This window comes from Halotalea alkalilenta DSM 17697, from assembly GCF_000621205.1.
GTDB classification, from domain to species: Bacteria; Pseudomonadota; Gammaproteobacteria; order Pseudomonadales; family Halomonadaceae; genus Halotalea; species Halotalea alkalilenta.
Genome location: NZ_KK211226.1, coordinates 287,443 through 311,776, shown reverse-complemented (window position 1 = coordinate 311,776; position 24,334 = coordinate 287,443). Strand labels below are relative to the sequence as shown.

The 24,334-nt window shown below is 63.7% G+C and carries 21 protein-coding genes; 15 read left to right on the top strand and 6 right to left on the bottom strand.

All coding sequences use genetic code 11. The features are described from left to right. Window positions 1-44: 44 nt before the first annotated feature. From Q376_RS0110695 to Q376_RS0110685, 3 genes are read left to right on the top strand one after another with little or no spacing between them, the layout of a single operon-like run. Window positions 45-1,577, top strand: a complete 1,533-nt coding sequence (locus Q376_RS0110695; protein WP_245598936.1) for an amino acid ABC transporter permease/ATP-binding protein — start codon at window positions 45-47, stop codon at window positions 1,575-1,577. Window positions 1,578-1,588: 11 nt separating this feature from the next. Further along, on the top strand, window positions 1,589-2,233 hold the full coding sequence (locus tag Q376_RS0110690) for a GntR family transcriptional regulator (protein WP_027350307.1): 645 nt from the start codon (window positions 1,589-1,591) through the stop codon (window positions 2,231-2,233). Window positions 2,234-2,293: 60 nt separating this feature from the next. Further along, window positions 2,294-3,163 carry an urea carboxylase-associated family protein gene (locus Q376_RS0110685; RefSeq protein WP_027350306.1) on the top strand — a complete coding sequence of 290 codons (870 nt, stop codon included), beginning with the start codon at window positions 2,294-2,296 and terminating at the stop codon, window positions 3,161-3,163. A gap of 86 nt (window positions 3,164-3,249) precedes the next feature. Here the strand turns inward: Q376_RS0110685 and yidC are convergent, their stop codons facing one another. From yidC to rpmH, 3 genes are all read right to left on the bottom strand, one after another. Continuing rightward, window positions 3,250-5,004: a membrane protein insertase YidC gene (gene yidC, locus Q376_RS22280; protein WP_081803505.1), complete on the bottom strand. Its 1,755-nt coding sequence runs from the start codon at window positions 5,002-5,004 to the stop codon at window positions 3,250-3,252. Window positions 5,005-5,166: 162 nt separating this feature from the next. Then, window positions 5,167-5,568, bottom strand: coding sequence for a ribonuclease P protein component (rnpA, locus tag Q376_RS0110675; protein ID WP_027350305.1), 402 nt, complete (start codon window positions 5,566-5,568; stop codon window positions 5,167-5,169). 17 nt (window positions 5,569-5,585) lie between these two features. Continuing rightward, complete coding sequence (gene rpmH, locus Q376_RS0110670; protein ID WP_027350304.1) at window positions 5,586-5,720, bottom strand: 50S ribosomal protein L34; 135 nt, start codon at window positions 5,718-5,720, stop codon at window positions 5,586-5,588. Between the two features lie 428 nt (window positions 5,721-6,148). On the opposite strand from rpmH, the gene dnaA reads away from it, so the two are divergent. The 4 genes from dnaA (at window position 6,149) to gyrB (ending at window position 12,487) form a co-directional block, all read left to right on the top strand. Continuing rightward, window positions 6,149-7,612 (top strand): chromosomal replication initiator protein DnaA, encoded by a 1,464-nt coding sequence (gene dnaA, locus Q376_RS0110665; protein ID WP_027350303.1) that lies wholly within the window; start codon window positions 6,149-6,151, stop codon window positions 7,610-7,612. A gap of 73 nt (window positions 7,613-7,685) precedes the next feature. After that, entirely contained in the window at window positions 7,686-8,813 is a 1,128-nt protein-coding gene (gene dnaN / locus Q376_RS0110660) for a DNA polymerase III subunit beta (RefSeq protein WP_027350302.1), read from the top strand. 37 nt (window positions 8,814-8,850) lie between these two features. After that, the gene (gene recF, locus Q376_RS0110655) at window positions 8,851-9,951 is read left to right on the top strand and encodes a DNA replication/repair protein RecF (RefSeq protein WP_342665968.1); all 1,101 of its coding nucleotides are present in this window, start codon (window positions 8,851-8,853) and stop codon (window positions 9,949-9,951) included. Between the two features lie 121 nt (window positions 9,952-10,072). Then, complete coding sequence (gene gyrB, locus Q376_RS0110650) at window positions 10,073-12,487, top strand: DNA topoisomerase (ATP-hydrolyzing) subunit B (protein ID WP_027350300.1); 2,415 nt, start codon at window positions 10,073-10,075, stop codon at window positions 12,485-12,487. A 103-nt stretch (window positions 12,488-12,590) separates the two neighbouring features. Here the strand turns inward: gyrB and Q376_RS22275 are convergent, their stop codons facing one another. After that, entirely contained in the window at window positions 12,591-13,565 is a 975-nt protein-coding gene (locus Q376_RS22275; protein ID WP_052365131.1) for a LysR family transcriptional regulator, read from the bottom strand. A gap of 369 nt (window positions 13,566-13,934) precedes the next feature. Between Q376_RS22275 and Q376_RS0110640 the strand changes: the two genes are divergently transcribed. From Q376_RS0110640 to aldA, 8 genes are read left to right on the top strand one after another with little or no spacing between them, the layout of a single operon-like run. Further along, window positions 13,935-15,179, top strand: a complete 1,245-nt coding sequence (locus tag Q376_RS0110640; RefSeq protein ID WP_211266649.1) for an MFS transporter — start codon at window positions 13,935-13,937, stop codon at window positions 15,177-15,179. Between the two features lie 31 nt (window positions 15,180-15,210). Beyond that, window positions 15,211-16,398, top strand: coding sequence for an L-rhamnonate dehydratase (gene rhmD / locus Q376_RS0110635; RefSeq protein ID WP_027350298.1), 1,188 nt, complete (start codon window positions 15,211-15,213; stop codon window positions 16,396-16,398). Further along, window positions 16,388-16,753 (top strand): L-rhamnose mutarotase, encoded by a 366-nt coding sequence (gene rhaM, locus Q376_RS0110630; protein WP_052365130.1) that lies wholly within the window; start codon window positions 16,388-16,390, stop codon window positions 16,751-16,753. Before rhmD ends, rhaM begins: the two co-directional genes overlap by 11 nt. Next, entirely contained in the window at window positions 16,744-17,634 is an 891-nt protein-coding gene (locus Q376_RS0110625; RefSeq protein WP_027350296.1) for an amidohydrolase family protein, read from the top strand. The genes rhaM and Q376_RS0110625 overlap by 10 nt, the downstream gene beginning before the upstream one ends. Window positions 17,635-17,637: 3 nt before the next feature. Then, entirely contained in the window at window positions 17,638-18,696 is a 1,059-nt protein-coding gene (gene rhaT, locus Q376_RS0110620; protein ID WP_027350295.1) for an L-rhamnose/proton symporter RhaT, read from the top strand. 41 nt (window positions 18,697-18,737) lie between these two features. Beyond that, entirely contained in the window at window positions 18,738-19,508 is a 771-nt protein-coding gene (lra1, locus tag Q376_RS0110615; RefSeq protein WP_027350294.1) for an L-rhamnose 1-dehydrogenase Lra1, read from the top strand. Window positions 19,509-19,527: 19 nt separating this feature from the next. Beyond that, on the top strand, window positions 19,528-20,331 hold the full coding sequence (locus Q376_RS0110610) for an HpcH/HpaI aldolase family protein (RefSeq protein WP_027350293.1): 804 nt from the start codon (window positions 19,528-19,530) through the stop codon (window positions 20,329-20,331). Window positions 20,332-20,358: 27 nt separating this feature from the next. Beyond that, complete coding sequence (aldA, locus tag Q376_RS0110605; protein WP_027350292.1) at window positions 20,359-21,795, top strand: aldehyde dehydrogenase; 1,437 nt, start codon at window positions 20,359-20,361, stop codon at window positions 21,793-21,795. A gap of 29 nt (window positions 21,796-21,824) precedes the next feature. Here aldA and Q376_RS0110600 read toward each other — a convergent pair whose 3' ends face one another. Further along, window positions 21,825-22,748 carry an amidohydrolase family protein gene (locus Q376_RS0110600; protein ID WP_027350291.1) on the bottom strand — a complete coding sequence of 308 codons (924 nt, stop codon included), beginning with the start codon at window positions 22,746-22,748 and terminating at the stop codon, window positions 21,825-21,827. Further along, window positions 22,745-24,061 (bottom strand): MFS transporter, encoded by a 1,317-nt coding sequence (locus Q376_RS0110595; protein ID WP_052365129.1) that lies wholly within the window; start codon window positions 24,059-24,061, stop codon window positions 22,745-22,747. The genes Q376_RS0110600 and Q376_RS0110595 overlap by 4 nt, the downstream gene beginning before the upstream one ends. Window positions 24,062-24,334 lie beyond the last annotated feature (273 nt).

Genomic DNA, 24,334 nt, shown 5'->3' with positions numbered 1-24,334 from the left:
TTGAAGTATCTCCAAGTGCGTTCATGGCGAGTACGGCGGGTGCGATGATGATTTTTGACTGGAATTACGCCCTGGGGCTGCTCGGTAATGCCGATTTTTGGGCGGCGACCTGGACGGTGATCCAGCTCAGCATGGCCTGCTGGCTGATCGGCATCGTCTTGGGTTTCGGCCTGGCGCTGTGCAAGCAGGCTGAGTCTCGACTGCTGAGCGGCGCAGCCAGGCTCTACATCTGGTTCTTCCGCAGCCTGCCGCTGCTGGTGCTGCTGATCTTCGTCTACAACCTGCCGCAGGTCTGGCCGGCGAGCAGTCGAGTGCTGTCCAATCCGTTCTATGCCGGGCTGATAGCGCTGGTGATGAGCGAGTGCGCCTACATCGCCGAGATTCACCGTGGCGGACTGCTCGCGGTGCCTCGCGGCCAGCATGAGGCTGCGCGTGCGCTCGGCATTGGTTTCGGTGGCACCCAACGGCTGGTGGTGATTCCCCAGGCGCTGCGTATCGCGCTGCCGACGCTTGCCAACGAGTACGTCACCATCGTCAAGCTCACTTCGTTGGTCTCGGTAATCTCTCTGACCGAGATATTGATGGTCGGCCAGCGGCTCTACACCCAGAATTTCTTGGTGCTCGAGACGATGGCAGCGGTGGCGTTTTATTACGTGCTGATCATTACTTTGTTCGATCGCGGCCTGGGGCTGCTGGAGCGCAGTCTCGACGTCCAGGCGCGTGGTCGCAAGCGTGGCAATCTCTCCCTCGATGAGATCGAGTGTGAGCTCGCCGGGAGCGCGCCATCGGCCGGCGCTGTTGCGGCATTCAAGGGCGATGCCCCAGCGCTCGAGGCCCGCGGGCTCTACAAGGCGTTCGGCGATGTCGAGGTACTCCATGACATCGATCTGCGCGTCATGTCGGGGGAGGTGATATCGATCATCGGACCCTCCGGCTCCGGCAAGACCACGCTGATTCGAAGCCTCAATGGGCTCGAACGGATCGACGAGGGTCGGATCGAGCTCCACGGCGAGCCATTCATCGAGGCACGTCGTCGGGTCAATGCGCCATCGAACTTCACTGAGCACGGTGAGCGGATTCTCGACATCGGCATGGTGTTCCAGGGCTTCAACCTCTTCCCGCACCTTAGCGTGCTCGACAATCTGCAGCTTGCACCTCGCTATCATCGCCGCAGTACGTCCGGCCAACGCCGACATGAGGCTTTCGTTCTGCTCGATAAGGTTGGCATGGCCGAGCATGCAATGAAGTTCCCCCATCAGCTTTCCGGTGGCCAGCAGCAGCGGGTAGCGATCGCCAGGGCGCTGATGATGCGGCCGAAGGTGATGCTTTTCGACGAGCCGACCTCGGCGCTCGACCCGGAAAAGGTCAGCGAGGTGCTGGCGGTGATCGAGACCCTGGCCGGAGAGGGGATCACGATGCTGATCGTCACCCATGAAATGGGTTTCGCCTTCGACGTCTCCGACCGCATCCTATTCATGGAGCAGGGACGCATAGTCTGCGATGCGCCGCCGGCGGAGCTTCGCGAGCGGGTCGAGCCGCGGGTCGAACGGTTCCTGCGCAACGTGGCCTTTCACTGAGAGCACCGAGCATGAGCGTCAATTCCACCGCTGAACCCGCCTTTGCAAGAGTCGCCGCACAGATTCGTGAAACGATCCTGACCGGTGGCCTGGTCAGCGGTATGCCGCTGGTCGAAGCGGAGCTGGTCGAGCGACACCAGGCTTCGCGCAATACCGTACGCGAGGCGCTCAGGCTGCTGCGTGAGCAGGGGCTAATCACCCACGAGCCCAACAAGGGGGTCAAGGTGCGACGCTTGGATGCCGAGGATTTGCGCGACATCTTCATCGTCAGGCGCACCCTGGAGCTTGGTGCATTGCGCAGCCGTCGCTCGATCGGCGATGGCCAGCTGGCGCGGATGCTCCAGTCCATCGAAGGTGCCCAGCAAGCGTGCGAGAACGAAAACTGGCGCGAGGTCGGCACTCAGAGCCTGCGTTTCCACCAAGCGATCGTCTCACTGCTCGGTAGCTCTCGGTTCGATGCGTTGTTCGTCTCGATCGCCGCGCAGCTGCGGCTGCTATTCGCTTCCGGCGCCGACGAGCCGGCCTTCCAGCAACCTTGGGTGGCGCGCGATGTACTGATATATCGACTGCTCGAAGAGCAGCGCTGCGCGGAAGCGATGGACCAGCTGGAGGCCTATCTTGGCGATTCCGAGCGCCGACTGCTCGCCTCGCTTTGATTCGAAACTATCGGGTGTCGATCGCCCATGTTGTCATCCCATTCACAGAGGATTCATTCGATGGCCGACGTTGCCGCCGCTTATCAAGCCACCCAAGGCTCGCCGCTCGAGGTTGATCGCGCCTTCTACGATCGGATCTCGGCTGCGGTCGGTGAAGATACCCTGGTCGAGGAGCTGACCATACCGATCCGTGACGCGCGTGCCTGGAAGGTGCCGGCCGGGCATGTGTTCAGGATCAAGAGCGTCGATGGTCCTCAGGTGGGCGATTTCAACCTCTGGTCAGCTGCCGACCCGCGCGAGCGGATGTGGGCCTCTCGTACCCGTCAGTTGCAACGGGCCCACGTCAGCACCTACGACCGGTTGTGGTCGACCCTGCCGTTCCTGCGCCCGATGGCGACGATCACCCATGACACCCTGGCCGACTACGGTATCGACGAGGATGGCGGTCGAGTCCACGACCTGCTCGGCACCCGCTGCGATCCCTATGTCAACAAGCTGCTCAGCGGGGTCGATTTCGACTACCACTGCCACTCAAATCTGACCCGGGCGGTGGCACCCTTCGGGCTGACTGAGTTCGATATCCATGACGTGCTCAACGTGTTCCAGTGCACCGGCCTCAATGGGCGTGATCAGTATTTCATGAAGGCCTGCCCGGCGCGCCCCGGGGACTATCTCGAGCTATTCGCCGAGATCGATCTGCTTTGTGCGCTCTCCTGCTGTCCCGGTGGTGATCTGTCGATCGATCTGTGGGGGCCTGATGCCCGCGACCCACTCGAAACCTGCCACCCGATCGGCATCGAGATCCATCGCATCGATCCCGCTTTGCTCGATGGCTGGAAGACGCCCACCCGCCCCGACTACCGTGGCGCCCACGGCATGCGCCGCCCGGAGCTCGACTGGACCGAAATCAAGCGCCAGCGCTGCTGCTGAGATTGCTCTGCCCCTGAACATCCTGAAACGCGAAAGGCCCGCTTCGATTCGAGGCGGGCCTTTCGCTTGCTGCGGTGGGCGGGCGTTTACTTGCCTTCCACGTTCTGCTCTTTCTGCTTCTGGCGCTCGAGCTTCTTCTGGTGCTCGGCGGCCTGTTCGGCTTTCTTCTGCGCTTCGCGCTTCTCGTCGGCCTTTTCGATCTGCTTGGTGATCATGTACTGCTGGGCGATCGAGAGCACGTTGTTGGTGATCCAGTACAGCACCAGGCCGGCCGGGAACCAGAGGAAGAAGAAGGTGAAGATGATCGGCAGCATCTTCATGATCTTCGCCTGGGTCGGGTCCGGCGGGGTCGGGTTGAGCTGCTGCTGCACGAACATCGACAGGCCCATCAGGATCGGCAGGATGAAGTAGGGGTCCATCGCCGAGAGATCCTGGATCCACAGCATGAACGGCGCGTGGCGCAGTTCGACCGACTCCATCAGCATCCAGTAGAGGGCGATGAAGACCGGCATCTGCACCACCATCGGCAGACAGCCGCCCAGAGGATTGATCTTCTCCTTCTGGTAGAACTTCATCATCTCCTGGGACATCTTCTGCCGATCGTCCCCGTGCAGCTCCTTGATCCGCTGCATCTCGGGGCCCATCTTGCGCATCTTCGCCATCGACTTGTAGGCCTTGGCGGAGAGCGGCAGTAGGATCGCTTTGACCACGCAGGTCAAAAGCACGATCGACCAGCCCCAGTTGCCGACCAGTCCGTGGATCTTCGACAGCAGCCAGAACAGCGGTGCTGCGAGGAACCACAGCCAGCCGTAGTCGACGGTCAGCTCGAGGTTGGGTGCGGCGGCGGCGAGCTGGCTCTGGATCTTCGGTCCGATGTAGAGGGTCGCGCCGAAGTCGCCTTGGCTGCCGGCGGCGACCTGCATGCTCGGGCCGGCGAAGGCGGCCACGGTGCGGCTGGCGGCATCGACGTCGCCATAGAACAGGTTGCTCTGGTTCGGGTTCGGCACCCAGGCGGAGACGAAGTAGTGCTGGATCACCGCGACCCAGCCGCCCTGGACGTCGCGATTGGCGAAGCGGCCGTTGCGGATGTCGTCGAAGCTGACTTTCTCGTAGCGGCTGTCCGGCGAGGAGAAAGCGGCGCCGAGGTACGACTTCATCCCCATCCCGCCGGTGGTGGTCGGGTCGGCGGACTGGTCGCGGGCGAGCTGGCCGATGAAGCGGGCGGTCGCGGGCTCGGCGCTCTGGTTGTCGACCAGGTAGTCGATCTTCACCGCGTAAGAGCCGCGCTCGAAGGTGTAGCGCTTGGTCACCGCGATGCCGTCGACGTTGGCGTTCAGTTCGACCACCAGCTGGCGCTCGCCGTCGGCGAGCCGGTAGTCGGTCCGCTCGGGCGAGAAGATGATGCGGCCGGGGTGGTTCTCGAGCTGCAGGCCGGAGCGGGCGATGTAGCTGCGCGAGCTGCTGTCGGAGAGCAATACGAACGGCGTCTCGGAGTTGAGCGCCTGCTGCTGTTCCGGCAGTGCGGCATAGATGATGTCGCCGCCGCGCGGGTCGATGCGCAGGTCGAGCACGTCGGTGTCGACGCTGATCAGCGAGCTGGAGGCGTTCTCCTGCGCTGGGTTGGCGCTTTGCCCGTTCTCCAGCGGAGAGGTCGCGCGCTCGCTGGTCGATTCGGGCGCGTCGAGCACATCGCTGGGCTGCGTCGCGTCGCTCGAGTTGGCGGCGAGCGTCGGTGCCTGCGGCTCAGGGGTCGGCTGGTGATAGTCCTGATTCCACTGTACGACCAGCAGATAGGCGAGGATCGCCAGCGGAATCAGGATGATGATGCGTTTCAGATCCATGAGGGATGAGCCCGGTGAAAGGGTGTCGTGGCGTATCTTTGATGAATGCTGAAGACGGCTCGGCGCGTCGTCTCGAGCGGGAGGCCTTTCACCGGCGGCGTGCGCGGGGAGATGTCTCCCTTTGCACTCCATCCCTCGCGCCGGGAACGGGCAGGGACGGGATCAGGCGGGTTCGCGATCAGGCGCGGGGGCTCGTCGCTTCACGTCCTGCTCCAGGCGGCGCCACATGCCGGCAAGCTGCCGACTGAGGGTCTCCCGGTCGAGTTCGAGAACTCCTCGGCGCGACAGTACCACGATGTCGACGGCTGGCAGCCGGTGCTGGCGCAGGCGTATCGACTCGCGGGTCAGGCGCTTGAGCAGGTTGCGATCGACGGCGCGGCGCACGTTCTTGCGGCTGAACACCAGGCCCACTCGAACGTGACCATGCTGGTTCGGGCAAGCGAGCGCCAATAGCCCCTTGCCGTGAACCTTGAAGCACGCATGCTCGAAGACGTGGCCGTACTCCCCGCTGGTCAGGATTCGCAGACTGCGGGGAAAGCCGTGGATCGCGTCCTGACCGGCCATGGTGGCCTCTCTTGAAATCAGGCGCTCAGGCGTTTACGGCCTTTGGCGCGACGACGAGCCAGGACCTGACGGCCGCGTTTGGTGGCCATGCGAGCACGGAAACCGTGGTTGCGCTTGCGCTTCAGGACGCTGGGCTGAAAAGTGCGTTTCATGACTGCTTTCCTCGAGACGGAGGGAGTGGTGGAGAGATGGAAAAACGCCGGTGCAAACACCTGCGGTCCCGTCAAGAGCGGGAATTCTAGTGAATACGCGCAGGCGGCGCAATTTTTCTCTTACCAAGTAGGATTTTTTTTGCTAAGGGAGCCTTCGGCTGTGTGCAAAAAGCTGTGGATAGTCGGGGGGAAAGCTATGGGCAAGCTGGGGAGTGGCTGTGTCATAGGGCTTGGAAGCAGTTTCAGGGCGCTTTTTACCTGAGTTATGCACAACCTCTTCAATCGCAGAGATGGTGTGGATAACTCCTGCGGCCCCCGATACACTAGCGGGTCCGTAATATAGCCATTGAGTCCGAATCGCCTTCCGCCCTTCCGGCGCCGGAAGTCCGCGTGCATGGCCCTCCACTTCGCAAGGATGACGAGTTCGCGTGTCGATAGCACTCTGGCAGAAATGTCTCGAATACCTCCAGGACGAGCTGAACTCCCAGCAGTTCAACACCTGGATACGTCCGCTGCAGGCTGAGGAGGGCGAGGCCAATGGCCTCGCGCTGCTCGCGCCGAACCGTTTCGTGCGCGACTGGGTCAGCGACAAGTACCTGAAACGGATCAACGAGCTGCTGCGCGAACTCGCGCCCGGCAAGCCGCCCAAGGTGTCGCTCGGGATCGGCAGTCGGCGCAGCGTCTCCAACCCCCGGCCGACCGAGCCGGTGCGCCCGGCCGCGCCGATGATGCCGCGCAGCGCGCCGTCGCGGGCGTCGTTCTCCGGCGAGGCGGAGGATGCGGTCGAAGCGGCGGGCGAGACGGCGGTAGAAGAAGAAGGCAGTGCGCGGCGCCCCAACCGGCAGGTGCAGGTCGAGGGCAGTCTCAAGCACCAAAGCGGGCTCAATCCGAACTTCACCTTCGAGACCTTCGTCGAGGGCAAGTCGAACCAGCTCGCTCGCGCCGCCTCCCGCCAGGTCGCCGAGAATCCGGGCGGAGCCTACAATCCGCTGTTCCTCTACGGCGGTGTCGGCCTCGGCAAGACCCACTTGATGCATGCCGTGGGCAATCATCTCGCCGGGCTGCGCGAGAATGCGAAGGTGGTCTATCTGCATTCCGAACGCTTCGTCGCCGACATGGTCAAGGCGCTGCAGCTCAACGCGATCAACGATTTCAAGCGCTTCTATCGCAGCGTCGATGCGCTGCTGATCGACGACATCCAGTTCTTCGCCGGCAAGGAGCGCTCCCAGGAGGAGTTCTTCCACACCTTCAATGCGCTGCTCGAAGGTGGCCAGCAGATGATCCTCACCTCGGATCGCTATCCCAAGGAGATCTCCGGCGTCGAGGAGCGTCTCAAGTCCCGCTTCGGCTGGGGGCTGACCGTGGCGATCGAGCCGCCGGAGCTGGAGACGCGCGTCGCTATCCTGATGAAGAAGGCAGAGCAGGCCAAGGTCGACCTGCCGCACGACGCTGCCTTCTTCATCGCCCAGAAGATCCGTTCCAACGTCCGTGAGCTGGAGGGGGCGCTGAAGAAGGTGATCGCCGACTCGCATTTCATGGGCCGGCCGATCAACCAGGATTTCATTCGCGAGTCGCTCAAGGACCTGCTGGCGCTGCAGGACAAGCAGGTCGGGGTCGACAACATCCAGCGCACCGTCGCCGAGTACTACAAGATCAAGGTCTCCGACCTGCACTCGAAGCGCCGCTCGCGCTCGGTGGCGCGTCCGCGCCAGGTGGCGATGGCGCTGGCCAAGGAGCTGACCAGTCACAGCCTGCCGGAGATCGGCGACGCCTTTGGCGGGCGCGACCATACGACGGTGCTGCACGCCTGTCGCAAGGTCGCCTCGCTGAAGGAGGAGAGCGCCGATATCCGCGAGGACTACAAGAATTTGCTGCGCTTGCTGACCAGTTGAACGCAAGGCCGCCCCCGGCGGCGCCCGAGCCGATTAGAGACCCAAGACGATCCAAGAAGAGAGTGGACCCCTCATGAAATTCTCCATCTCGCGTGAAGCCCTGCTACGTCCCCTGTCGCTCGTCGCAGGCGTGGTCGAGCGGCGCCAGACCCTGCCGGTGCTTTCCAACGTACTGCTGATCGCCGGCGGCGACGGCCTGGCGCTGACCGGTACCGACCTCGAGGTCGAGCTGATCGGCCATGCCGAGCTCGATTCGCTCGAGGCCGCCGGCTCCACCACCGTGCCGGCGCGCAAGCTGATGGACATCTGTCGCTCGCTGCCCGAGGGCGCGATGATCAGCCTGGCGCTCGAGGAGGGCCGCGCGGTGCTGCGCTCCGGGCGCTCTCGCTTCACCCTCTCGACCCTGCCGGCGGCCGAGTTCCCCAACATCGAGCAGAGCAAGCACGATGCCGAACTGACCCTGCCGCGCGGAGTATTGAAGCGCCTGATCGATGCCACCGGCTTCGCCATGGCCCAGCAGGACGTGCGCTATTACCTCAATGGCATGCTGTTCGAGCTGGTTTCCGGCGTGGTGCGCGTGGTCGCCACCGACGGCCACCGCCTGGCGGTCAGTGAGAGCTCCGCCGGCGTCGAGTTCGATGGCAGCCAGAAGCTGATCCTGCCGCGCAAAGGGGTGCTAGAGCTCGGCCGCTTGCTCGACGACAGCGACGCGCCGATCACCCTGGTGCTCGGCCCCAACCACTTGCGCGCGCGCACCGGTGGCTACGTCTTCACCTCCAAGCTGATCGACGGCAAGTTCCCCGACTACGAGCGGGTGGTGCCCAAGGGCGGCGACAAGAAGATCATCGCCGAGCGTAGCGAGCTGCGCCAGATGCTCTCGCGCACCGCGATCCTCTCCAACGAGAAGTACCGCGGCGTGCGGCTTTATCTCGAAGAGGGCAACCTGCGCGTCCAGGCCAACAACCCGGAGCAGGAGGAGGCCGAGGAGAACGTCACCGTCGACTACCAGGGGGCGAGCCTCGAGATCGGCTTCAACGTCGGCTACCTGGTCGACGTGCTCAACGTCATCGGTACCGACCGGGTGCTGATCACGCTGTCCGACGCCAATTCGAGCGCGCTGCTCGAGGCGGTGTTCGAAGGCGACCAGGAGACCCCGGCGACGCTGGGCTCCAAGTACGTGGTCATGCCGATGCGCCTGTGAGCGTATCCGCCGCCGGGCCTCGTCCGGCGGCGGGCACGTGCGCATCGTCGCCGACACCATGCCGCTAGATCGACTCCACTTCACCGGCCTGCGCAACCTCATGCGCGTCGAACTGCGTCCTTCGCCCGGTATCAACCTGATCTCCGGCGCCAACGGCAGCGGCAAGACCAGCCTGCTCGAAGGCCTGCACCTGCTCGGCCTGGCGCGCTCGTTCCGCGCTCGCCAGCTCAAGACCCTGATCCACTTCGACTGCGATGCGCTGACCGTGTTCGGCCGGCTGCAGGGCGATCCTCCGATCCCCCTCGGGCTTGAGCGCCGACGCGATGCCGATACGCCGGTGATGAAGCTCGCCGGCGAACGGATCGAGCGGGTCAGCCAGCTGGCTGAGCGGCTGCCGCTGCAGCTGATCGACAGCCGAACCTTCGAGCTGGTCGAGGGTTCGCCGAAGGCGCGCCGCGAGTATCTGGACTGGGGTGTGTTTCACGTGGAACAGGCCTTCCTCGACTGCTGGAAACGGATGCGGCGGGCGCTGAAACACCGCAATGCACTGCTCAGACATGGTAGAATCGATCGATTGTCGATCGCTGCCTGGAACCAGGAGCTGGCCCGTGAAGCGCAGCGGCTGGATGGCATGCGCGAGGCCTATGTCGCCCGGCTGGAACCGCTGTTCATGGCGACCCTGGCGCGGCTTGCCGAACTGCCGGAGCTATCGCTCGGTTACTACCGCGGTTGGGACCGCAGCCGGCCGCTTGGCGAGATCCTCGAGGCGAGTGTCGAGACCGACCGCCAGATGGGTTTCACCCAGCAGGGCCCGCAGCGCGCCGACCTGCGGCTCAAGGTGGGCCGGCGGCCGGCGGCGGAAGTGCTCTCGCGCGGGCAGCAGAAGGTGGTGGTGAGTGCGTTGAAGCTGGCCCAAGGGCAGCTGCTCGAAGCGCTCACCGAGCACCACTGCCTCTATCTGATCGACGATCTCGCTGCAGAACTCGATCTCGAGCACCGGCGGCGCTTCTGCGAGCTGCTCGAAGAGCAGCGCGGCCAGAGCTTCATCACCGTGATCGAGCGCGACACGCTCGGCTACCGCTTCACCACCGAGGTCAAGGCGTTCGAAGTGCGCTCGGGCCAGGTGAGCGAGGCATGAACGGCGGACGCTGGCGTATCGGGCGGCGCCGGGCCGGGTTCGACAGCATTGCAGTCGAGCCAGGCACGATCAAGACGCGGCGGATCCGATCCGCCGACCATCAGCACCCCTAGGAGTGGACATGAGCGAAAAGGCTTACGACTCGTCGAGTATCAAGGTCCTCAAGGGATTGGACGCCGTTCGCAAGCGGCCAGGCATGTACATCGGCGACACCGATGACGGTAGCGGCCTGCACCATATGGTGTTCGAGATCGTCGACAACTCGATCGACGAGGCGCTGGCCGGGCACTGCAGCGAGATCCTGGTCACCATCCACGCCGATGAATCGGTCAGCGTGTCCGACAACGGCCGCGGCATCCCCACCGACCTGCACTCCGAAGGCGTCTCCGCGGCCGAGGTCATCATGACCGTGCTGCATGCTGGCGGTAAGTTCGACGACAACTCCTACAAGGTCTCCGGCGGTCTGCACGGGGTCGGCGTCTCGGTGGTCAATGCGCTCTCCTCCAAGCTCAAGCTGACCATCTGGCGGGCGGGCAAGGTCCACGAGCAGACCTACGTCCACGGCGTGCCCCAGGCACCGCTGGCGGTGGTCGGCGATACCGAGCGCTCGGGCACCCAGATCCACTTCGTGCCTTCGCCTGAGACCTTCGCCAACATCGAGTTCCACTACGAAATCCTCGCCAAGCGCCTGCGTGAGCTCTCGTTTCTCAACTCGGGCGTGGCGATCCGGCTGGCCGACGAGCGTGACGGCCGCGAGGAGCTGTTCCACTACGAAGGCGGCCTGCGTGCGTTCGTCGATCACCTGAACAAGAACCGCGCCACGGTCTGTCCGGTGTTCCACTTCAATGTCGAGCGCGAAGACGGCATCGGGGTCGAGGTGGCGATGCAGTGGAACGATAGCTACAACGAGAACCTGCTCTGCTACACCAACAACATTCCCCAGCGTGACGGCGGTACCCACCTCGCCGGTTTCCGCGCGGCGCTCACGCGCACGCTGAACAGCTACATCGAGGCCGAGGAGCTGCAGAAGAAGGCCAAGGTCGCGACGACCGGCGACGATGCCCGCGAAGGGCTGACCGCGATCATCTCGGTCAAGGTGCCGGATCCCAAGTTCTCCTCGCAGACCAAGGACAAGCTGGTCTCTTCCGAGGTCAAGACCGCGGTCGAGCAGGAGATGGGGCGCAACTTCGCCGACTACCTGCTCGAGCACCCGCAGGAAGCCAAGACCATCGTCAACAAGATGATCGATGCCGCCCGCGCGCGCGACGCCGCGCGCAAGGCGCGCGAGATGACCCGGCGCAAGGGTGCGCTCGACATCGCAGGGTTGCCCGGCAAGCTCGCCGACTGCCAGGAGAAGGACCCGGCCAAGTCGGAGCTCTACCTGGTCGAGGGTGACTCGGCCGGCGGTTCGGCCAAGCAGGGGCGCGATCGCCGCACCCAGGCGATCCTGCCGCTCAAGGGCAAGATCCTCAACGTCGAGAAGGCGCGCTTCGACAAGATGCTCTCCTCGGCCGAGGTCGGCACCCTGATCACCGCGCTCGGCTGCGGTATCGGCCGCGAGGAGTTCAACGCCGACAAGCTGCGCTATCACTCGATCATCATCATGACCGACGCCGACGTCGATGGTTCGCACATCCGTACCCTGCTGCTGACCTTCTTCTTCCGCCAGATGCCGGAGCTGATCGAGCGCGGCCACATCTTCATCGCCCAGCCGCCGCTCTACAAGATCAAGCGCGGCAAGCAGGAGATGTACCTGAAGGACGAGGCCGCGCTGGAGCAGTACCTGACCAGCACCGCGCTCGACGGTGCGAGCCTGCACGTCAACGAGACCGCCCCAGGGATCACCGGCGCCGGGCTCGAGAAGCTGATCGATCAGTATCGCGACGTGATGAAACGCCTCGATCGCCTCGCCCGGGTGTACCCGATCCAAGTGCTCAAGCAGATGATCCACGTCCGCGGCCTGAGCGAGGCCGACCTCGCCGACCGCGACAAGGTCGAGCAGTGGATGGCGACGCTCTCGGCACGGATGGCGGCGCTGCTCGCCTACGAGGGTGCGGCGACCTATGTGTTCAGTGCCAACTTTGACGCCGAGCGCCAGCTCTACTTCCCGAGCGTCGCGCTCAAGGCCCACGGCGTGACCACCGACTACGCGCTCGGCCTGAGCTTCTTCCGCTCGCCCGACTACGCGGCGATGATCGCGCTCGGCGAAACCCTCGAAGGGCTGCTCGAAGAAGGCGCCTACGTCGCCCGCGGCGAGCGGCGCAGGAACGTCGCCGACTTCGAGGAGCTGCTCGCCTGGCTGATGGGCGAGGCCCAGCGCGGATTCAGCATCCAGCGCTACAAAGGGCTCGGCGAGATGAACCCGGACCAGCTGTGGGAAACCACCATGGATCCCGAAGTGCGCCGCATGCTGCGCGTTTCGATCGAGGACGCCGTGGCGGCGGATCAGATGTTCAACACCCTGATGGGTGATGAGGTCGAACCGCGGCGCGATTTCATCGAGCAGAACGCGCTGGTCGCCAACCTCGACGTCTGAGGTCGGCTGGTCATAGAGTGACGACGATGCCCCGCCTCTTCTCCGGCGGGGCATCTTCATGTACGGCATCCACTCACGAGAGCGCCGATACCCTTTCCTAACGTCACCGCCCGTCCCCATTCATCGCTTCCCCTCCAGCAGGGTCATCCAGCGCCCGCGCTCGTATCCGGAGTAGCTCCGCGAAGCGTTTGGCGGGAGGCCCCAATGTTTCTCCACGCCGCTGGAGCAGACCGAAGGGCCCCAGCGCGTCTGCGAACGGCAGCGGCAGTTCGACCACTCTGCCTGAGTCCAATGGCTCACGCAGGATCGACTCGGACAGCACCAGGATAGCTTCGCAGCGTTGGACCAGCTGCAGCGAAGCGAAGATGGAGCCACTCTCGATGACGTCACGCGGCGACAGCAGGCCTGCGCGTTCGAAGGCCTGCTCGAGCATCTGGCGCGCCGGCGTAGAGGGCGGTTGCAGGATCCATGGCCAGGCTTCCAACAGCTTGGACAGCGGCGGGAAAGGAGACCCGAGCAAGGGGTGTCCCTGGCGGACCACCGCAAGAATGGTTTCTGAACCGAGAGGTTCGAATTCGAATTCGGTCTGCTGGTGGGAAGGCAGGTGGCGCGACACGGCGAGGTCTATGCGCCCCTGTCCGAGCAGCTCGATGAGCTGGTCACTGGTCTCTCCCGACAGGCTGATCTTGAGCAGCGGATAGCGGCGTTTCATCTCGATGATGCAGTGAGCGACCAGATCCGGTGCGGCGCCCATGATCGCACCTATCTTCAGTTGCCCTTTGCCACCGCTCTGCAGGCGGTGCAGTTCATCGGTACAGCGATCCAGCCGGGAAAGCGCGTTGTAGGCGAAATCCACCAGCAGATGGCCGGCATCGTTGGCGGCCAGTCCACGTGGGCCGCGGTCGAAAAGCCGGCAGTCGAACAGTCGCTCGATTTCCCCGAGCATTCTCGTTGCCGCGGGCTGCGACATGTTCATCTTTAGCGCAGTCAGGTGAAGATTCCCCTGTTCATTGAGCGTCTTGAGTAAATATAAATGCTTATACTTAAGTCGTAAGAAAAGATGGAAATATTCGTTCATTGAAAGACCTCGTCGGATATCCAGAAGCTGACTGGGTACGGGCGTTTCGATGTCTCTGATAATCAGCCATTAGTCGTAAATCTTAGTTTGAATTCCTAGGCAAGGAACAATTTTTTCATTTATCAACAAAGGGTTGTGGGGGAAATAACCTGAAGGTATCGATGCCCACGCCGAATTCATTGGTCGCTGCATGAAGGGCGGCGTTACAACGAGATCGTTCATCACCTCGGTCGTGCCCCCCCGGTCGACAGTGGAAATACAGGTTACGCATCCCTATCTTCGAGGCCGAATTGTATGTCGAATCGTACTGATTCATCACTCGATAGTGCCATTGGAAAGGCCACCAAAAGGCTAGTGCCTCTGCTGTTGATGATGTACGTTTTCGCGTTTCTCGATCGCGCCAATATCGGCTTTGCTCGAGAAGCCTATCAGCTGGATACAGGTATTTCAGACGCCGCCTTTGCACTTGGCGCGGGTCTTTTCTTCGTGGGCTATGCGTTTTTGGAAGTGCCGAGCAATTTGATCATGACCCGGGTCGGCGCCCGTTTCTGGATGTGCCGGATCATGGTGACCTGGGGAGCGATCTCCACCGCGATGGCCTTCGCCTACACCGAATGGATCTTCTATACCTTGCGCCTGCTGCTGGGTATTGCCGAGGCGGGCTTCTTCCCCGGGGTGATCTATTACCTCACCCAATGGTTTCCAGGCGCCAGCCGTGCCCGAGTGCTCGGGCTGTTCTACTTTGGCGCTCCCCTCGCTTTCATTTTGGGTTCCCCATTTTCAGGCCTGCTCCTCGACTTGGATGGGTTCTCCGGCGTGCATGGCTGGCAGTGGATGTTCATTGTCACGGGGCTTTTGACCATGCTGCTTGGCATCGTGGTACTGCGCTATCTCTGCGACAGCCCCCGCTTGGCGAGCTGGCTGACCGAGGCCGAGCGCGAGGCGCTGTCGACAGCCGTGGAGAGCGAGGACCGGAGCAAGTCCAGCCATGGGCCGCGGGGGGCGCTCATGGCGTTGGGTAATCCTCGCGTGCTCCACCTCTGTTTGATCTATTTGCTGATCCAGATGAGCGTCTATGGGGTGGTTTTCTATCTGCCTTCACAGGTCGGGGCGCTGTTGGGCACCCAGGTCGGCCTGACGGTGGGGCTGGTCGCCGCCATCCCGTGGCTATGTGCGATGTTCGCCGCCTGGTGGTTGCCGAGAGCCGCTGGCCGTAGCGGTCGCTACCGCGAAGTCGCGGTGCTCGCGCTGGTCGCCGCCGGACTCGGCATTGCCTGCTCCAGCGCCGTCGCCTCTCCGGTCGTCGCCCTGATCGCGCTCTGCTTAGCTGCCGCCGGATTCATCGGTGTCCAACCGCTTTTTTGGCATTTTCCCACTGCTTATCTCGGCGGTACCGCTGCCGCCGGTGGCATCGCATTGATCAATTCGTTGGGTAACCTCGGCGGCTTCATCGCACCCAACGCGCGGGTTTGGGCAGAAGAGAGCTTCGCCCTGTCTGGCGCCGGGCTCTACCTGCTGAGTTTCACCACGCTGATCAGCGCCGCTTGCCTGTTCGCACTGCCGCAGCGGCCGCGTCCGCCAAGGCGGGGAGAACTGGTTCGCGCAGATGGATGACTGTTCCGACATCAATCGAGGAGATCCACCCATGGCGGTTGCCACCATCAAGCAGATCCGAGCCTTTACCACCGTCGCCGGAGGCGGCGCGGACTATCACGACCAGGGCGACGATCATTGGATCGATGGGCAGATATCGACGCCGATGAGCAAATATCCGCAGTACCGGATGCAGCGCAAGAGCTTCGGGCTCAACGTGCTCGGTACCCTGATCGTCGAAATCGAAGCCAGCGATGGCACGGTGGGGCTTGGGGTCAGCACCGGTGGTGAGCTGGGCGCCTGGATCGTCGAACACCACCTGGCCCGATTCATCGAAGGCCGCAAGGTCACCGAGATCGAGATGATCTGGGACCAGATGTACAACGCCACATTGTTCTATGGCCGCAAGGGAATCGTGCTCAACACCATCTCCGCGGTCGATCTGGCGCTTTGGGATCTGGCCGGCAAGCTTCGCGACGAGCCGGTGCACGCGCTGCTCGGTGGCGCGGTGCGCGACGAGCTGGTCTTCTATGCCACCGGTGCCCGCCCCGATCTGGCCAAGCAGCTGGGTTTCATTGGCGGCAAGCTGCCGCTCAAGTACGGTCCGGCGAGCGGCGACGAGGGATTCGCCGCCAACATCGCTCAGCTCGCCGAGATGCGCGCTCGAGTCGGCGACGACTTCTGGCTGATGTTCGATTGCTGGATGAGCCTCGATATCAACTATGCCACCAAGCTTGCCTGGCATGGCCATGAGCTTGGACTCAAATGGATCGAGGAGGCGCTGCCGCCGGACGACTACTGGGGCTATGCCGAGCTCAAGCGCAGCGTGCCGAAGGGGATGCTGGTCAATACCGGCGAGCACGAGGCGACCCGCTGGGGCTTCCGCCTGCTGCTGGAGATGGCCTGCTGCGACGTGATCCAGCCGGACGTCGGCTGGTGCGGCGGGGTCACCGAACTGATCAAGATATCGGCCCTGGCCGATGCCCACGGCAAGCTGGTGGTGCCCCATGGCTCCTCGGTCTACAGCTACCACTTCGTGATCACCCGCCATAACAGCCCGTTCGCCGAGTTCCTGATGATGGCGCCCCAGGCGGACGAGGTGGTGCCGATGTTCAATCCTCTGCTGCTCGATGAGCCGGTACCGGAGAATGGCCGGATGAAGGTCTCGGCGCTCGACGCACCCGGTTTCGGTGTCCGGCTCAACCCTGACTGCGAACTGGTACGGCCCTATGCACGCTGACCCATCGGCAGGCACCGGCAGCGGCGTGCGCGCCTTCCGCATGACCCTCTACCCCGGGATGAAGGCCGAGTACCAGCGGCGTCACGAGGAGATCTGGCCCGAGCTGGTCGAGGCGCTGCGCGAAGCCGGGGTCATCGACTATCGGATTTTCCTGGACGACCGCGACGGCTCGCTGTTCGCAGTGATGCGCCACCGCCGGCCGCACGGACTCGATGAGCTGCCGACCCTTTCGGTGATGCGGCGCTGGTGGCATCACATGGCCGACATCATGTACACGGAAGCCGACGAGTCGCCGAGCAGCTCGCCGCTGGACGAGGTGTTCGCTCTGAGCGGGAGCGCGCCGGCATGCAGGTGATCGATGCTCATTGCCACCTGTGGTCGCTTGGCGAAGGCAACTACCCTTGGCTCGAGCGGCCCCGCCCCAATCTGCTCGGTGACTATTCGCCGCTGGCGCGGGACTTCCTGGTCGACGACCTGCGCCGGGTCGCCGCCGAGGCCGGGGTCGAACTGCTCGGGGCAGTGCATGTCGAGGCCGATGCGCGGGACTCGCTGGCCGAGACCCGCTGGCTGGCGAAAGTGATCGAGGAACAGAGGGAGCAGGGGATTTCGCCGCTGCCGAGCGGGCTGTCGGTATACCTGGATCTTTGCGCCGAGGACGCCGAGGCCGCGCTGGATGCCCAACTCGCGCTCAGCCCCATGATCCGCGGCGTGCGCCAGATTCTCAATGTGCATGCCGACCCCCGCTACGACTACGTTGGCCGCCACTACCTGCGCGAGCCTGCATGGCAGCGTCGGCTGCTGTTCGAGCTTCAGCTCTATCCCAGCCAGATGGCGGAGGCCGCGACGCTGGCGGCACGTCACCCGGGACTGGTGATGATGGTCAACCACGCCGGCATGTACGTCGATCGTGACGGGCCGCGCGGATGGCGTGAATGGCGTGACGGTCTGCGGCTGCTGGCCGCGTGTCCCAACGTCGCGATCAAGCTCAGCGGTTTCGGCATGCTCGACCATGGCTGGACGCTCGATAGCTTGCGCCCGCTGGTGTTCGAGGCGATCGATGCCTTCGGTGTCGAGCGCTGCCTGTTCGCATCGAACTTCCCCGTAGACGGCCTCTACGCCAGCTACGCGCAGATCTGGCACGGCTACGACCGGCTGCTCCAGGACACCGCCCCTGGTGAGCGACATGCCATGTTCGTCGGCAACTCCCGGCGTTACTACCGGCTCCAGGAGGCATGACGCGTGGAGATCATCCTGCTGGGTATTTTCCTGCACTTCGTCGGCGGTCTGGCGTCCGGTAGTTTCTACATACCGTTCAAGGGAGTGCGGCATTGGGCATGGGAGAGCTACTGGCTGGTCGGTGGGCTGTTTTCCTGGCTGGTGGTGCCGCTGATCGCGGCGATCATCACCGTGCCCGACTTCGCCAGGATTCTCGCCGAAGCGCAGGTTTCGACACTCGGGTGGACCTATCTGTTCGGTGTGCTGTGGGGCATCGGCGGGCTGACCTTCGGGCTGACCATGCGCTACCTCGGCCTATCGCTCGGCATGTCGGTGATCATGGGCTTGACCTCGGCGTTCGGGGCGCTGATGCCGCCGCTCTATCGCGACCTGTTCGGCGACTGTGGGGCGTATTCGCTGAGCGCGATGGCGCAAAGCCTGGGCGGAGCGCTGGTGCTGGTGGGGGTGGCGGTTTCGCTGGTCGGTATCGCGATCTGTGGCTGGGCGGGAGTGCTCAAGGAGCGCGAGGTCGACGAAGCGACCAAGCTCGCCAGCGTCAGCGAGTTTTCGCTGCGCAAGGGGGGGACCGTCGCGCTGATTTCCGGGGTGTTGAGCGCCTGCTTCAGCTACGGCATCGCCGCCGGCCGGCCGCTGGCGGAAGCAGCGGTGGCCTCGGGCGCCAACGATTTGTTCCAGAACAACGTCACCTTCATGGTGATCATGTGGGGTGGGTTGACCACCAACGCGATCTGGTGCCTGTCGCTCGGCTTCAAGAACCGCAGCTATACCGACTACGCCGACCGGCGCACGCCCCTCGCCCGTAATTACCTGCTCTGCGCACTGGCAGGCACGATCTGGTTCCTGCAGTTCTTCTTCTATGGGATGGGCGAGAGCCGGCTCGGCAATGATGCCAGCTCATGGGTGCTGCATATGTCCTTCATCATCGTGGTCTCGAACCTCTGGGGACTCTATTTCCGTGAGTGGCAGGGTACCAGCCGAGGCAATCGCCAGGTGCTGTTAGTGGGAATCGTGGTCATCCTGTCGTCGATCTGCCTGGTCGGCTACGGTAACTATCTCGGCTGAAGCTCGCGTTTGGCCGCCAGCTAATCAAAGGAGACGAGCGAATGCTGCTCAAGGACAAACGAGTGATCGTCACTGGGGCGTCGCGTGGCATCGGCCGCGCAATCGCGCTCGAGTGCGCGCGCCAGGGCGCCGACGTAGTGATTGGCCATAGCGGTAGCGAATCCAGCCGCGCACAGGTCCAGGCGCTGGTCGACGAGATCGAATCGCTCGGCCGCCGCGCGGTGGAGGTCGGCGCCGACGCCGCCGATCCCGATACCGGAGACAAACTGGTCGAGGCCGCGGTGGAGCGCATCGGCGGGGTGGACGTATTCGTCAACAACGCTGGTATCTGTCCATTCCATTCATTCCTCGACATGCCCCGCGAGATCTATTACCGCACCGTCGACACCAATCTCAACGGTGCTTACTTCGCGGTGCAGGCTGCGGCCCGGCGGATGAAGGAGCAAGGCAGCGGCGGTTCGATCATTGCGGTCAGTTCGATCAGCGCCTTGGTGGGTGGAGGGATGCAGACGCATTACACCCCAACCAAGGCGGGCCTGCTGTCGCTGATGCAGTCCTGCGCGATCGCGCTCGGCCCTTATGGGATCCGCTGCAACGCACTGCTGCCGGGAACCATCGCCACCGACATCAACCAGGAGGACCTGGCCGATGAAGAGAAGCGCGCACGGATGATCGGGCGCACGCCATTGGGCCGGCTGGGGCGTCCTGAGGATCTCGCCGGTCCAGCGGTGTTCCTCGCCTCGGACATGGCCGGCTATGTCACAGGAGCGGCGCTGCTGGTCGATGGCGGGCTATTCGTCAACCTACAGTGACTTTGTCGAGGAACATGCCATGCGACTGCCGATCAACGCCTTCAAAACCGCCTTGGCCCAGGGCGAGCCGATGCTCGGTTGCTGGGCCGGAATGGCCCAAGCCTATCCTTGCGAAATCATGGCCACCGCTGGCTTCGAGTGGCTGCTGCTCGATGGTGAGCACGCGCCCAACACGGTCCCGAGCATGCTGGCCCAGCTCCAGGCGCTAGCGGCCTATCCGGACTGCGCGCCGGTGGTACGCACCGTCAATCACGATCCTGCCTTGATCAAGCAATTGCTCGACATCGGTGCGCAAACGCTGATGGTCCCGATGGTCGATACCTTCGAACAGGCCCAGGCGCTGGTACGGGCGATGCGTTATCCACCCCGGGGCATTCGCGGCGTCGGTGGCGGATTGGCGCGGGCGACTCGCTGGGACGGGGTAGAAGACTATTTCGCCCAGGCAGAGCGCGAGCTGTGCCTGATCGTGCAGATCGAGTCCGCCACCGGAGTCGACAACGTCGAGGCGATCGCGGCAGCGGATGGCGTCGATGCGGTGTTCGTCGGCCCCGCCGATCTGTCGGTCAGCCTCGGCCATCCGCTCGAGCCCAACCATCCGCAGGTGCAGCGCAAGATTCGCCAAGCGATCCAAGCGATCCATGCGGCGGGTAAACCCAGCGGCATCCTCGCGCCCCGCGAGGAGGACGCCAAGCGCTACCTCGAGTGGGGCTGCACGTTCGTTGCCATCGGTATCGACATCAGCCTGCTGCGCCAGGCCGCGCTCGCCGCGCTCGCGCCGTTCAAGGGTGGCGCTCCCGCCGCGGCGCCTTCCTCCACCTACTGACTCACCGACCATCGTCAGGAGTGCAGCATGTCCCAATCGATCACCGAGTATGAAAACTACGTCGATGGCACGTTCATTCGCGCGAAAGCCTTGCTCGAGGTCTTCAATCCAGCCACCGGCGCGCTGCTCTCGAGGATTCCCGCCTCGACTGCGGCGGAGGTCGAGCAGGCGCTCGAAGCCGCTCGCCGCGCCCAGCCCGCCTGGTCGCGGCTCACCGCGGTGGCGCGCGCGGACTTCCTGGTCCGGCTGGCCGCCAAGCTGCGCGATCAGGCGCCTCGGCTCGCTAGAGTGATTACCGAAGAGCAGGGCAAGATCTCCTCGCTCGCCGAAGTGGAGGTGCTCTTTACCGCCGACTATCTCGACTACATGGCTGGTTGGGCCCGGCGGATCGAGGGGGAGATCATCGAGAGCGATCGCCCGGGCGAGAACATATTCCTGTTCCGCAAGCCGCTTGGGGTAGTCGCCGGGATCCTGCCATGGAACTTCCCGTTCTTCCTCATCGCGCGCAAGATGGCGCCGGCCCTGGTGACCGGCAACACCATCGTGGTCAAGCCGAGTGAGGAAACCCCCAACAACTGCTACGAATTCGCCAGATTGGTCGACGAGGTTGGATTGCCGCCCGGGGTGTTCAATCTGGTCGGCGGCGATGGCGCAGTGGGCGGGGCGCTCTCGGCGAGTCCGAGAGTCGATATGATCAGCTTTACCGGCAGCGTCGAAACCGGCAGTCGGATCATGGCCGCAGCGTCGCCCAATCTGACCAAGCTCAACCTGGAGCTGGGCGGCAAGGCGCCGGCGATCGTTTGCGCCGACGCTGATCTCGATCTCGCGGTCAAGGCGATTCGTAGCTCGCGAATCATCAATACCGGTCAGGTGTGCAATTGCGCCGAGCGCGTCTATGTCGAGCGCAGGGTAGCCGATGAGTTCACGGCTAGGATGGCAAGCGCGATGCAAGCCACTCGCTTTGGCGATCCATTGGCCGACTCGAGCGTCGAAATGGGGCCATTGATCAATCAGGCAGCGCTCGACAAGGTCGCGCTGATGGTCGAGACCGCGCGTGGCGAAGGAGCCGAACTGGTGACGGGTGGCGCGTCCGCCGAGCGAGGACGAGGATTCCACTATCTGCCGACGGTCCTCTCCGGCTGCCGACAGTCGATGGAGATCATGCGCAAGGAGGTCTTCGGTCCCGTGCTGCCCATTCAGGTGATCGACGACCTCGACGAAGGCATCGCGCTGGCCAATGACTGCGAGTACGGCTTGACCTCCTCGATCTACACCCGTGACCTATCCAGTGCGATGAAGGCCTGCCGCGAACTGGACTTCGGCGAGACCTACATCAACCGCGAGAACTTCGAGGCGATGCAGGGGTTCCATGCCGGGGTGCGCAAATCAGGCGTCGGCGGGGCCGACGGTAAACACGGGCTCTATGAGTACACCCATACCCATGTGGTCTACCTGCAAGCCTGAGGGCGGCCCGGTCGCTGCCGGGCCGGGCGTCATGTCTCGAGCAGGCTTGGAGGCAGCCGGTAGTAGCGTACCGCGTTGCCGATGAAGGCGGCGGTCTGTTCCGCGGCCGACCAGTCGCTGGTGATCTCGACGAAGCCGCCGTAGATCTCCTGGTAGCTGCCGGTCAGCTCGTCGACCGGAAAGTTGCTTGCGAACATGATCCGCTCAGGCCCGAAGATGTCGGCGGTGCGCAGGACGATCTCGCGATTGTTTTCAGCCGTCCACGGCACGCCGGGCAGGCCGATCCCGGAGATCTTGATCGCGACGTTCTCATGCCTTGCAACCAGCGAAAGCGCCTTCGCCCATCCTTCTATCCCTTCTCGCGATCGGTCCGAGGGCAATCCGGTGTGATTGATCGTGATCTGGGTGTCTGGATGACGGGCCGCCAGCGCGGCTGCCTCGCTCAAGTGCCACCATGCCACCTGGAGCTCGAAGTCGAGACCATAGCGCCTGAGCAAGGCGAAGCCCTTCTGCCATTGGGCGTCGGTCAAGAGGCTCGGGTGGGCGCTGGCCTCGGCCGGTGAGGCGGCTTGGCCTGGTTTGTTCCGCACCGCCCGTACCAAGGGGCGCTCGGCCAGCCGTTCGATCACCGATTCGACGTTCGGGTCTTTGAGTATCGCGTGGGCGACGGCGGCGGTCGGTAGCCCATATTCATCGGCGATGGATTGGGTGTACGCCATCTCCCCGATCGGATCGTCGAGATCCCATTCGGTCTCCATGGTCACCGTGCCCACGATGTCGAACCCCTGGGCGGCGGCCAGCAGGTCGGGCGGAAGGAACGAACGTTTGATGCTGTCGTAGTTTCCGTAGCGAAACGCTATCCGCGCCTCTTTCAGCAGCCAGGGCTGGCGCCCGAGCCCGGGCTCCCAGAAGTGGTGGTGGGCGTCGACGATCGGGCCTGTGTATGCGCTCATGATTGGACTCCGTCGATGCCCTTGTGGCGCGCTGTCGCCAGAGGCCGGTTGAAGTCGATCGCGAGCGAACCGGCCAGATAGAGGCCGCCGGCGGCGGCGAGGAAGATGAACGCGCCGGCGTAACCGCCGGTCGCAGCGATCGTGTAGCCCATGACCACGGGGGCGAAGCCGCCGCCCAGGCTCGAGGCGACGTTCATCACCCCGCCCACCGTGCCGACCTGCCGCTTGGGTGCAAGCCACGCCGGGAAGGCCCAATAGATGCCGCCGAACTGGTTGAAGAAGACCGCGACGCCTAGCGCTGCGAGGGCGACATAGCCGTTTTCGATCACCGGCAGGGTGAGGATCGCCGCTACGGTGCCGACGCCTGAGATGGCCAGGATGGTTTTCATCACGATGTTGTAGTTGGTCGCGTTGGCGCGGAAGCGGTCCGTGGCCCAGCCGGCCACCAGCTGCCCCAGCACGCCCATGGCGTAGACCGCGAAGGTTCCCCAGCCGAGGCTCGAGAGGTTGAAGTTCATCGCCGTGGAGAGATACGAAGGCGTCCACGAGATGATGCCCCACCATACGGTCGCCCAGCCGAGCCGGCCGAGCCATAGCGCCCAGAACGAACCCGAGCGCAGGTAGTCGTTGGCACGGGGCAGCGCACCGCCGTCGCTGGTATCGGCAACGTCGGCGTCGTGCTGGATGTAGGTGCGCTCGGCGTCGTTCACCTGAGGATGTTCCTCTGGCGTGTCGCGCAGGTACAGGTAGTACAGCACGGCGACGACGATCGTCAGGCCGCCGGTGATGATGAACGCCCAGCGCCACCCGCCGGTGATTCCGATCAGCCCGGTGACGATGATCCCGCCGACCGCGGAGCCGAATGGCCCTGCCGCATCGATGAAGGTGGCGCCACGCGCCCGCTCCTTCGAGGGGAGCCAGCGGGAGTTGAGCTTGGCGGCCGCCGGAAAAACCGGCGCTTCGGTCGCGCCGAGCCCGAGACGGGTGAATGTCAAAAAGGCGCCGCTCATCGCGAAACCACCGAGAAGCTGGAAGCCGCCCCACAGCGCACCGGCGCCGCCGACGATCTTTCGCGCGCCGAATTTATCGAGCAGCCAGCCACCGGGGATCTGGAACAGCAGGTAGGTCCAGAAGAACGAACCGAGCAGCCATCCTTGCGCCTCAGGGCTGAGTTGGAACTCCTCGCTGATGAAAGGCATGGAGATCGACAGGGCAGCCCTGTCGATGAAGTTGAGCAAAACGAGGATCCAGAGCACCGCGAATATCTTCAGCCTTACGTTGCTCTTCTTGCACGAAATTGCCGCCGACGTCATCGGGATGACTCCTTTGCCAACGGATTTGATGGTTGCGCGCGAAGCATCGGCCCTGGCATGCAATGGCTCCTAGCGTCGGCGGTCTCAGGTTGCCCATGCCTGGGTGGATACTGGGCGTTCAATGCGTGTACGGGATTTCTCAGCGTCGCTGGACGAGCTGGACAAACGCATCTTCAATCGTCGTTATGCGCGCTGGTCTATCCGGATCGACTCTCCATGGGAGATGGACAATGGCCGGAAATCCTCGGTTTTTTTCTCGATCTACCGGATTGA

Coding starts and splice junctions, on each gene's coding strand:
- rpmH (WP_027350304.1), bottom strand. CDS start 5,720: ATGAAACGCACTTTTCAGCCCAGCGTCCTGAAGCGCAAGCGCAACCAC.
- Q376_RS0110610 (WP_027350293.1), top strand. CDS start 19,528: ATGCGACTGCCGATCAACGCCTTCAAAACCGCCTTGGCCCAGGGCGAG.
- rhmD (WP_027350298.1), top strand. CDS start 15,211: ATGGCGGTTGCCACCATCAAGCAGATCCGAGCCTTTACCACCGTCGCC.
- Q376_RS22275 (WP_052365131.1), bottom strand. CDS start 13,565: ATGAACGAATATTTCCATCTTTTCTTACGACTTAAGTATAAGCATTTA.
- dnaN (WP_027350302.1), top strand. CDS start 7,686: ATGAAATTCTCCATCTCGCGTGAAGCCCTGCTACGTCCCCTGTCGCTC.
- aldA (WP_027350292.1), top strand. CDS start 20,359: ATGTCCCAATCGATCACCGAGTATGAAAACTACGTCGATGGCACGTTC.
- gyrB (WP_027350300.1), top strand. CDS start 10,073: ATGAGCGAAAAGGCTTACGACTCGTCGAGTATCAAGGTCCTCAAGGGA.
- Q376_RS0110625 (WP_027350296.1), top strand. CDS start 16,744: ATGCAGGTGATCGATGCTCATTGCCACCTGTGGTCGCTTGGCGAAGGC.
- lra1 (WP_027350294.1), top strand. CDS start 18,738: ATGCTGCTCAAGGACAAACGAGTGATCGTCACTGGGGCGTCGCGTGGC.
- Q376_RS0110695 (WP_245598936.1), top strand. CDS start 45: ATGATGATTTTTGACTGGAATTACGCCCTGGGGCTGCTCGGTAATGCC.
- Q376_RS0110600 (WP_027350291.1), bottom strand. CDS start 22,748: ATGAGCGCATACACAGGCCCGATCGTCGACGCCCACCACCACTTCTGG.
- Q376_RS0110640 (WP_211266649.1), top strand. CDS start 13,935: ATGATGTACGTTTTCGCGTTTCTCGATCGCGCCAATATCGGCTTTGCT.
- rhaM (WP_052365130.1), top strand. CDS start 16,388: ATGCACGCTGACCCATCGGCAGGCACCGGCAGCGGCGTGCGCGCCTTC.
- rnpA (WP_027350305.1), bottom strand. CDS start 5,568: ATGGCCGGTCAGGACGCGATCCACGGCTTTCCCCGCAGTCTGCGAATC.
- Q376_RS0110685 (WP_027350306.1), top strand. CDS start 2,294: ATGGCCGACGTTGCCGCCGCTTATCAAGCCACCCAAGGCTCGCCGCTC.
- Q376_RS0110690 (WP_027350307.1), top strand. CDS start 1,589: ATGAGCGTCAATTCCACCGCTGAACCCGCCTTTGCAAGAGTCGCCGCA.
- Q376_RS0110595 (WP_052365129.1), bottom strand. CDS start 24,061: ATGACGTCGGCGGCAATTTCGTGCAAGAAGAGCAACGTAAGGCTGAAG.
- yidC (WP_081803505.1), bottom strand. CDS start 5,004: ATGGATCTGAAACGCATCATCATCCTGATTCCGCTGGCGATCCTCGCC.